Below are 7,538 nucleotides of genomic sequence, written 5' to 3'. Positions count from 1 at the left end.
AGCCCGCAGCCCGCAGCCCGCAGCCCGCAGCCCGCAGCCCGCAGCCCGCAGCCCGCAGCCCGCAGCCCGCAGCCCGCAGCCCGCAGCCCGCAGCCGACGTTTACTGCCTGTAGGCCGCTTCCTTCAGGGCGCGGATGCGATCGTCCAGTGGCGGGTGACTGGCGAAGAGGCGCTCCATCAGCTTGCGGGTCTGGCCGGTGGTGATGGCGAAGGCCGTCAGGGTATCCGGCATCTCGTCGGGCATCTGGGTCTCGGCCTTGAGCCGGGCCAGGGCGTTGATCATGGCCCCGCTGCCGGCGAGCTTGGCGCCGGCCGAATCGGCGCGGTACTCGCGGAAACGCGAGAACCAGGCGACGATGGCCGAGGCGATCAGACCGAAGACGATCTCGGCGACGATCACTACCGCGAAATAGCCGAAGAAGCCCAGTCCTCCACCCTCGTCACGGCGCAGGAAACTGTCGACCAGTTGGGCCACCACCCGGGCGAAGAACATCACGAAGGTGTTGAGCACCCCCTGGATCAGCGCCAGGGTGACCATGTCGCCGTTGGCCACGTGGCCGATCTCGTGGGCCAGGACGGCGCGGATCTCCTCGGGGCGCATACGGTTGAGCAGGCCGGCAGAGACCGCCACCAGGGCAGCGTCCTTGTTCCAGCCGGTGGCGAAGGCATTGGACTGCTGGGCCGGGAAGATCCCTACCTCGGGCATCTCGATACCGGCCTCGCGGGCGAGCTCGCCCACGGTATCGAGCAGCCATTGCTCGGTACTGTTGGAGGGCTGCTCGATGACCACGGTGCCGGTGGTCTTCTTGGCCATCCACTTGGAGATGAACAGCGAGATCAGCGAGCCGGCCATGCCGAAGACGAAGCAGAAGATCAGCAGGGCATTGAAGTTCATGCCCTGCTCGGTCAGGTAGCCCTCCAACCCGAGCAGGCGAAGGGTGATGCTGGCCACCACGATCACCGCCAGGTTGGTGCCCAGGAACAGCAGGATTCTCATCATTGCCGAAGGTCTCCCGTCAGGGTTGTCGTGTCCGCGCCCGGCAGACGCGGCGAGAAGAAGCAGATGCTTAGATACGGCCTTTTGACACGAGTTTCAAGCGTAATATCACCTATTGGCGATAGCGTGACAGGAAGCGCGCGAAGCGATCCAGGGCATCCTCGAGCTGGTCGGCCCAGGGCAGGGTGACGATGCGCACGTGATCGGGGTCCGGCCAGTTGAAGGCGGTGCCCTGGACCAGCAGGATCTTCTCCTGCAGCAGCAGGTCGAGGACCAGCTGCTGGTCATCGCGGATGTTGAAGACCTTGGGGTCGAGTCTCGGGAAGGCGTAGAGCGCCCCCTTGGCCTTGACGCAGGAGACCCCGGGAATGGCATTGAGTCGCTCGTAGGTGATATCACGCTGGGCCAGCAGCCGCCCCCCAGGCAGGATCAGGTCGTTGATCGACTGGTAGCCGCCGAGCGCGGTCTGGATGGCATGCTGGGCCGGTACGTTGGCGCACAGGCGCATCGAGGCCAGCATGTTGATGCCCTGCAGGAAGTCCTCGGCACGCTGCTTGGCGATATTGCCCGAGAAGGTCATCCAGCCACTGCGGAAACCGGCGCAGCGATAGCTCTTGGAGAGTCCGTTCATGGTCACCACCAGCTGGTCCTCGGCGGCCAGCGCCCCGGTAGCCACATGTTCGGTGCCGTCGTAGAGGATCTTGTCGTAGATCTCGTCGGAGAACACCACCAGGTCGTGCTGGCGGGCGATCTCGAGCAGCTCGCGGACCACCGCGGGCGGATAGACGGCCCCGGTGGGGTTGTTGGGATTGATGATCACGATGGCCCGGGTATGGCCGGTGATCTTCTCGCGGATGTCGGCCAGGTCCGGAGCCCAGTCGGCCTGCTCGTCGCACAGGTAGTGCACCGGTCGGCCGCCGGAAAGGTTGGCGGCGGCGGTCCATAGCGGGTAGTCCGGCGCCGGGATCAGCACCTCGTCACCGTCGTTGAGCAGCGCCTGCATGGCCATCACGATCAGCTCCGAGACCCCGTTGCCGATGTAGATGTCCTCGATGCCGACGCCCGGAATCTCCTTGCGCTGGCACTCCTGCATGATCGCCTTGCGCGCCGAGTAGAGCCCCTTGGAGTCGCAGTAGCCCTGGGCCGTGGGCAGGTTGCGCATCACGTCCTGGAGGATCTCTTCCGGCGCCTCGAAGCCGAAGGGGGCGGGATTGCCGATGTTGAGTTTGAGGATACGCTGGCCTTCCTCTTCCAGCCGCTTGGCGTGGTCGAGCACCGGGCCGCGGATGTCGTAGCAGACGTTATCGAGCTTGTGCGATTTCCTGATCGGGGGAGTATCCATGGGCGCTGAGATCCAGTGATGTCCTTGGGCCTCTTGGGGCAGGGGAGGCAGAAGTTAAGAAGCAGTAGATGTCTAGAGGGAGGCGACTAGGCGCCCGCATCGTGCGGTGTCTCGGCATCGGCCTCCGCCGCGGAGGGGATATCGGCAGGGGTCTCCAGGGTTAGCCGGCCGAGCTTGCCGTCGCGCAACTCGTGAAGCAGTACCTCGGCACCCCGGTGTAGATCGACCTCGCCGCCGGGACGCAGCCCGCCTCGCTTGCCGGCGATCTCGGCGAGGATCGCGTGGCCATCGAAACCGGCCAGCGCCAACAGGTCGATGCGTGCCGGGCCGTCGGCCTCGATGCGGTCGGCATCGGGGTGGGGGACATAGGCCGGTAGCGCCTTTAGTCGGTAGCGTGCCGTGAGGGCCTCGGGGTAGCGACGGGCCAGTTCCGCGGCGGTCACCACGGCGATGTCTACATAGTCGATGGCGGTATCGCGGATGGCCCCGCTGGCGGCCAGGCGATAGGCGCTGGCCTGGTCCTCGATCTTCGGCCACAAGACGCCGGGCGTGTCGGTCAGCGCCACCCGGCCGCCGATGCGTACCTTCTGCTGGCGCTTGGTCACCGCCGGCTCGTTGCCGGTCTTGGCGATCGCCTTGCCGGCCAGGCCGTTGATCAGGGTCGACTTGCCCACATTGGGAATGCCCATGACCATCACCCGCACGTCCCGGTCGGCGCGCACCGCCCCGGCCAACTCGTGGCACAGCTTGGGAATGCGCTTGAGCTCCCGGGTGCGGGTGGTGGTCACGGCCAGGGCCCGGATGTCGGCCAGGGCGTCGAAGTGAGCGACCCACTCGCGGGTGCGCTCGGGGTCGGCGAGGTCCGCTCGCGAGAGGACCTTGAGCACCGGCTTGTGCCGGGCCAACTCGGCCAGCATGGGGTTGGCGCTGGAGTAGGGCAGGCGGGCGTCGAGCACCTCGATCACCACGTCGATCTCCGGTAGCGCCTCGAGGATCTGCCGGCGCGCCTTGTTCATGTGTCCCGGGTACCAGCCGAGCATCGGGCCTCTCCTGCTTGCCATGAAACGGCCGATCATCATAGCAGATGGTCGGCCGTCTCAGGGCAGGTACAGGGGCAGTCGCTTACTCGCCGGCGTGGAACTCCACGGCCACCGAGTTGATGCAGTAGCGCAGCCCGGTGGTCTCGGCCGGGCCATCCGGAAAGACATGACCGAGGTGGGCATTACAGCGGGCACAGGTCACCTCGGTACGCTGCATGCTATGGGAGGTGTCGGGATGCTCCTCCACGCTGTTACGGGTGAAGGGCCGGTCGAAACTGGGCCAGCCGCAGCCGGCGTCGAACTTGTGCTCGTTCTCGAACAGCGGGGCATGGCAGCACACGCAGTGGTAGATGCCGTGTTCGTCGGTGACCCGGTAGTCACCCGAGAAGGGGGGCTCGGTGCCCTGCTCCCGGGTGACCCGGTACTGCTCCGGGGTCAGCTGCTTCCGCCACTCGCTGTCACTCTTCTCGATCTTCCGGCGCATGGCCTCTACTCCTCTCCGTCGTCAGGGCTTGCCATCCCATTCTGACACCGAACCGGTGCCACTTTTCCAGCCTTTTCGTGACCCGGCGAATACGCGTCCCGAGCAGGCTTGACAGCCCTGAGAGGGCTCAGTAACATACGCGCCACCTCGACGAGCCGAGACATGCGTCCCATTCGTCTAGTGGTCCAGGACACCGCCCTTTCACGGCGGGAACAGGGGTTCGAACCCCCTATGGGACGCCACTCGACTCATCCAGGTGCCGGAGTGCGGGAATAGCTCAGTGGTAGAGCATCGCCTTGCCAAGGCGAGGGTCGCGAGTTCGAATCTCGTTTCCCGCTCCAACCTTCCTTCGGGTAGGTTGGTTAGGAGTCAAGGGTCTGCGCGGGTCGCGAGCCGGTACGCCGGTCCGATCGAATCTCGTTTCCCGCTCCAGGTGAAAGAGTCATTGCGTCCCATTCGTCTAGTGGTCCAGGACACCGCCCTTTCACGGCGGGAACAGGGGTTCGAACCCCCTATGGGACGCCACTCACCGGCCGACAGTACGAGACAAGCGGGAATAGCTCAGTGGTAGAGCATCGCCTTGCCAAGGCGAGGGTCGCGAGTTCGAATCTCGTTTCCCGCTCCAGAATTCTGGACATTGCGTCCCATTCGTCTAGTGGCCTAGGACACCGCCCTTTCACGGCGGGAACAGGGGTTCGAACCCCCTATGGGACGCCACATCGCTCGCCTTGCCAGTCCGAACGAATCTCGTCTCTCTCTACGAATCTCGTCTCTCTCTCTCCTGTCTCTCTCCTAGTACGCCCAGACCACGCCCATCAGCAGGCCCCAGGCCAGCACGCCGGCCGCCATGATGGTATAGGTCGCGGACTGGGCGACCATGTCATGCTCGCCGCGTTGACACAGTCCCTGCAGGCCGTGATAGATCAGGCTGCACGAGATGCCCAGCGCCACCAGCACGGCCAGCGCATTGAGCAGCAGGCTGGGGACGAACAGCACCAGCGAGGCGCTCCACAGCGGCAGCGGAGCCATGGCGGCCAGCAAGTAGGCGTCGTGATAGTCGATCGACATCTCGTCGTGGGCATTGACCACCGCGTGGATCAGCCAGCCCATGACGAAGAAGGTCAGCAGCTCGGCCAGGAACAGGATGGTGGTGATGAAGCGCCAGGGGCGTTCGGCGAAGCCAGCGACGAAGTCGTCACCGTAGTGGGTACCGGCATAGTAGAGCATCAGCGGCGGAAGCAGCGACATCGGTAAGACCACCAGCCAGGCCAGGGCCGGGATCGATATCCGCCGCCGCTGGAGTTCCTTCCAGCCCGCGGTGCGTGAGAAGGGCAGGCGGAAGACAGTGATGGCGTTCATGGCGTACCTCGTTGGCAGGTTCGGTACTTTGTATCATGTTATGATATTAATTAGCCGTCGTGTCCCCCGCTGTCAAGGAGCCCGCCATGTCCCGCCCCCGCGATCCGTGCCCCGAGTCCCTGAGCAAGCAGGACTTCGAGCGCCTGTCCCACTTCCGCTACCGACTGCGCTGCTTCCTGCGACTCAGCGAGAATATATGCCGCGAGCATGGCCTGACCCCGTTGCAATATCAGCTGCTGTTGCACCTCAAGGGGTTTGAGGGGCGGGAGTGGGCCACGGTAGGGGAACTGGCCGAGCGGCTGCAGGCCAAGCATCACGGCACCGTGGCTCTGGTGCAGCGCTGCGAGGCCGCCGGGCTGGTGGAGCGCCGCCGCGGCCGCGACGACCGGCGGCGCATGGAGGTGCACCTGCTGGCGCGAGGGGCCCGGCTGGCCGCGCGCATCGCCGCCCGGCACCAGCCGGAACTGCTCCACCTGCGAGAGGAATTATCGCTGCCAGGCTGGGGGATGTCGCCTTGAAGTTTTCGGTGTCACCCCCATGTCCTAGGGTTCTTCGCTGATTCACCTCCTTTCTTCCACGGGATTGCGCATGGCCGAACCGGCACTCTCCATCCGGGGCCTGACCAAGGTCTACGGCAACGGCTTCCAGGCCCTCAAGGGCATCGACCTCGATGTTCAGGAAGGGGATTTCTATGCCCTGCTGGGCCCCAATGGGGCGGGCAAGTCGACCACCCTGGGGGTGGTCTGCTCGCTGGTACAGAAGACCGCCGGCCAGGTCTCGATCTTCGGTATCGATATCGATACCGACTTCGCCCGCGCCAAGTACCACCTCGGCGTGGTGCCCCAGGAATTCAACTTCAACCAGTTCGAGAAGGTCATCGACATCGTGCTGGCCCAGGCCGGCTACTACGGCATGTCGCGCCGCGAGGCACTGCCTCGGGCCGAGCAGCTGCTGCGTGACCTGAGCCTATGGGACAAGCGCAACGGCAGCGCCCGGATGCTCTCCGGCGGCATGAAGCGCCGGCTGATGATCGCCCGGGCGCTGATGCACCGGCCGCGGCTGCTGATCCTCGATGAGCCTACCGCCGGCGTGGACATCGAACTGCGACGCAGCATGTGGGAGTACATGCGGCGGATCAATCGCGAGGAGGGCACCACCATCATCCTCACCACGCACTACCTGGAGGAAGCCGAGAGCCTGTGTCGTCATGTGGGGATCATCAATCACGGTGAGATCATCCGGAATACCAGCGTGCGCGACCTGCTCGCCGAGCTCGATACCGAGACCTTCCTGCTCGACCTGGCCCACCCCGTCGCGGTGGCCCCCGAGGTCGAAGGCTTCGAGGTCAGCCGGGTCGACGAGGCGCAGCTGGCGGTGGTGGTGCATCGCGGGCAGCGACTCAACGCAGTCTTCGAGGCGCTCTCGGCACAGGGCATCCAGGTGATGTCGATGCGCAATCGTGCCAATCGGCTCGAGGAAATGTTCGTGTCCATGGTGGAAGGCGGCCAGCGCGCGATCGATCGGAACGAGGAGGCGCGCGCATGAACCCGACACAGATCGCCATCGCGCTGTGGACCCTGGTGGTCAAGGAGATCAAGCGCTTCACGCGGATCTGGCCGCAGACGCTGCTGCCGCCGTCGATCACCATGGCCATGTACTTCATCATCTTCGGCAACCTGATCGGCTCGCGCATCGGCGAGATGGATGGCTACCGCTACATGGACTTCATCGTCCCCGGGCTGATCATGATGGCGGTGATCACCAACAGCTACTCCAACGTGGCCTCCAGTTTCTTCTCCAATAAGTTCCAGCGCAGCGTGGAGGAGATGATGGTCTCGCCGATGCCCAACTGGGTGATCCTGGCCGGCTTCGTGTTGGGCGGCATGGCCCGCGGCCTGGGTGTGGGCGTGATCGTCACCGGGGTTTCGCTGTTCTTCACCCGCATCGACGTGGCGCACCCCCTGCTGACCCTGCTGGTGGTGGTGCTGACCGCGGCGCTGTTCGCCACCGGGGGCTTTATCAACGCGCTGCTGGGCAAGAAGTTCGACGATATCTCCATCGTGCCGACCTTCGTGCTCACGCCGCTGACCTATCTGGGCGGAGTCTTCTACTCGATTGCGCTGCTGCCGGCCTTCTGGCAGGGCGCCTCGATGCTCAACCCCATCCTCTACATGGTCAATGTCTTCCGCTACGGTTTCCTCGGCGTGTCGGACATTCCGGTCGGCTGGGCCCTGGCCGCCATCTTCGCCTTCATCATCGCGCTATTCGCCGTCGCCCTGTGGATGCTGGAGAACGGCAAGGGCATCAGGAGTTAAA

Annotated in this window: 8 protein-coding genes and 5 tRNA genes; 8 read left to right on the top strand and 5 right to left on the bottom strand. The window is 64.8% G+C overall.

Going from position 1 to position 7,538, the window contains the following annotated elements:
- Nucleotides 1–100: 100 nt before the first annotated feature.
- The 4 genes from htpX to msrB all read right to left on the bottom strand — a co-directional run bounded on the left by htpX (nt 101) and on the right by msrB (nt 3,863).
- Nucleotides 101–1,000, bottom strand: a complete 900-nt coding sequence (htpX, locus tag FHR94_RS18400; RefSeq protein WP_183328026.1) for a protease HtpX — start codon at nt 998–1,000, stop codon at nt 101–103.
- 109 nt (nt 1,001–1,109) lie between these two features.
- Nucleotides 1,110–2,339, bottom strand: coding sequence for a pyridoxal phosphate-dependent aminotransferase (locus FHR94_RS18395; RefSeq protein ID WP_183328024.1), 1,230 nt, complete (start codon nt 2,337–2,339; stop codon nt 1,110–1,112).
- 86 nt (nt 2,340–2,425) lie between these two features.
- Entirely contained in the window at nt 2,426–3,379 is a 954-nt protein-coding gene (ylqF, locus tag FHR94_RS18390) for a ribosome biogenesis GTPase YlqF (RefSeq protein WP_183328022.1), read from the bottom strand.
- An 82-nt stretch (nt 3,380–3,461) separates the two neighbouring features.
- Nucleotides 3,462–3,863 carry a peptide-methionine (R)-S-oxide reductase MsrB gene (gene msrB / locus FHR94_RS18385; protein ID WP_183328020.1) on the bottom strand — a complete coding sequence of 134 codons (402 nt, stop codon included), beginning with the start codon at nt 3,861–3,863 and terminating at the stop codon, nt 3,462–3,464.
- A gap of 166 nt (nt 3,864–4,029) precedes the next feature.
- Here msrB and FHR94_RS18380 point away from each other — a divergent pair.
- From FHR94_RS18380 to FHR94_RS18360, 5 genes are all read left to right on the top strand, one after another.
- Nucleotides 4,030–4,105, top strand: a tRNA-Glu gene (locus FHR94_RS18380).
- Nucleotides 4,106–4,129: 24 nt separating this feature from the next.
- Nucleotides 4,130–4,204, top strand: a tRNA-Gly gene (locus tag FHR94_RS18375).
- 108 nt (nt 4,205–4,312) lie between these two features.
- Nucleotides 4,313–4,388 (top strand) — tRNA-Glu (locus FHR94_RS18370).
- A 25-nt stretch (nt 4,389–4,413) separates the two neighbouring features.
- Nucleotides 4,414–4,488 (top strand) — tRNA-Gly (locus FHR94_RS18365).
- Nucleotides 4,489–4,504: 16 nt separating this feature from the next.
- Nucleotides 4,505–4,580 (top strand) — tRNA-Glu (locus FHR94_RS18360).
- 75 nt (nt 4,581–4,655) lie between these two features.
- On the opposite strand, the gene FHR94_RS18355 is transcribed toward FHR94_RS18360, so the two are convergent.
- Nucleotides 4,656–5,222: a YIP1 family protein gene (locus FHR94_RS18355; protein WP_183328018.1), complete on the bottom strand. Its 567-nt coding sequence runs from the start codon at nt 5,220–5,222 to the stop codon at nt 4,656–4,658.
- A gap of 86 nt (nt 5,223–5,308) precedes the next feature.
- On the opposite strand from FHR94_RS18355, the gene FHR94_RS18350 reads away from it, so the two are divergent.
- The 3 genes from FHR94_RS18350 to FHR94_RS18340 all read left to right on the top strand — a co-directional run bounded on the left by FHR94_RS18350 (nt 5,309) and on the right by FHR94_RS18340 (nt 7,537).
- Entirely contained in the window at nt 5,309–5,740 is a 432-nt protein-coding gene (locus tag FHR94_RS18350; protein ID WP_183328016.1) for a MarR family transcriptional regulator, read from the top strand.
- A 70-nt stretch (nt 5,741–5,810) separates the two neighbouring features.
- Nucleotides 5,811–6,767 carry an ABC transporter ATP-binding protein gene (locus FHR94_RS18345; protein ID WP_183328014.1) on the top strand — a complete coding sequence of 319 codons (957 nt, stop codon included), beginning with the start codon at nt 5,811–5,813 and terminating at the stop codon, nt 6,765–6,767.
- Nucleotides 6,764–7,537 (top strand): ABC transporter permease, encoded by a 774-nt coding sequence (locus FHR94_RS18340; protein ID WP_183328011.1) that lies wholly within the window; start codon nt 6,764–6,766, stop codon nt 7,535–7,537. Before FHR94_RS18345 ends, FHR94_RS18340 begins: the two co-directional genes overlap by 4 nt.
- Nucleotide 7,538 lies beyond the last annotated feature (1 nt).

The organism is Halomonas cerina (assembly GCF_014192215.1).
Classification (GTDB): Bacteria; Pseudomonadota; Gammaproteobacteria; order Pseudomonadales; family Halomonadaceae; genus Halomonas; species Halomonas cerina.
Note: the sequence above shows the minus strand (reverse complement) of the source record. Positions and strands in the feature narration are given on the sequence as shown.

What these genes read in the sequence shown, in the direction of transcription:
- htpX (WP_183328026.1), bottom strand. Translation starts at nt 1,000, where the DNA reads ATGATGAGAATCCTGCTGTTCCTGGGCACCAACCTGGCGGTGATCGTG.
- FHR94_RS18395 (WP_183328024.1), bottom strand. Translation starts at nt 2,339, where the DNA reads ATGGATACTCCCCCGATCAGGAAATCGCACAAGCTCGATAACGTCTGC.
- ylqF (WP_183328022.1), bottom strand. Translation starts at nt 3,379, where the DNA reads ATGCTCGGCTGGTACCCGGGACACATGAACAAGGCGCGCCGGCAGATC.
- msrB (WP_183328020.1), bottom strand. Translation starts at nt 3,863, where the DNA reads ATGCGCCGGAAGATCGAGAAGAGTGACAGCGAGTGGCGGAAGCAGCTG.
- FHR94_RS18355 (WP_183328018.1), bottom strand. Translation starts at nt 5,222, where the DNA reads ATGAACGCCATCACTGTCTTCCGCCTGCCCTTCTCACGCACCGCGGGC.
- FHR94_RS18350 (WP_183328016.1), top strand. Translation starts at nt 5,309, where the DNA reads ATGTCCCGCCCCCGCGATCCGTGCCCCGAGTCCCTGAGCAAGCAGGAC.
- FHR94_RS18345 (WP_183328014.1), top strand. Translation starts at nt 5,811, where the DNA reads ATGGCCGAACCGGCACTCTCCATCCGGGGCCTGACCAAGGTCTACGGC.
- FHR94_RS18340 (WP_183328011.1), top strand. Translation starts at nt 6,764, where the DNA reads ATGAACCCGACACAGATCGCCATCGCGCTGTGGACCCTGGTGGTCAAG.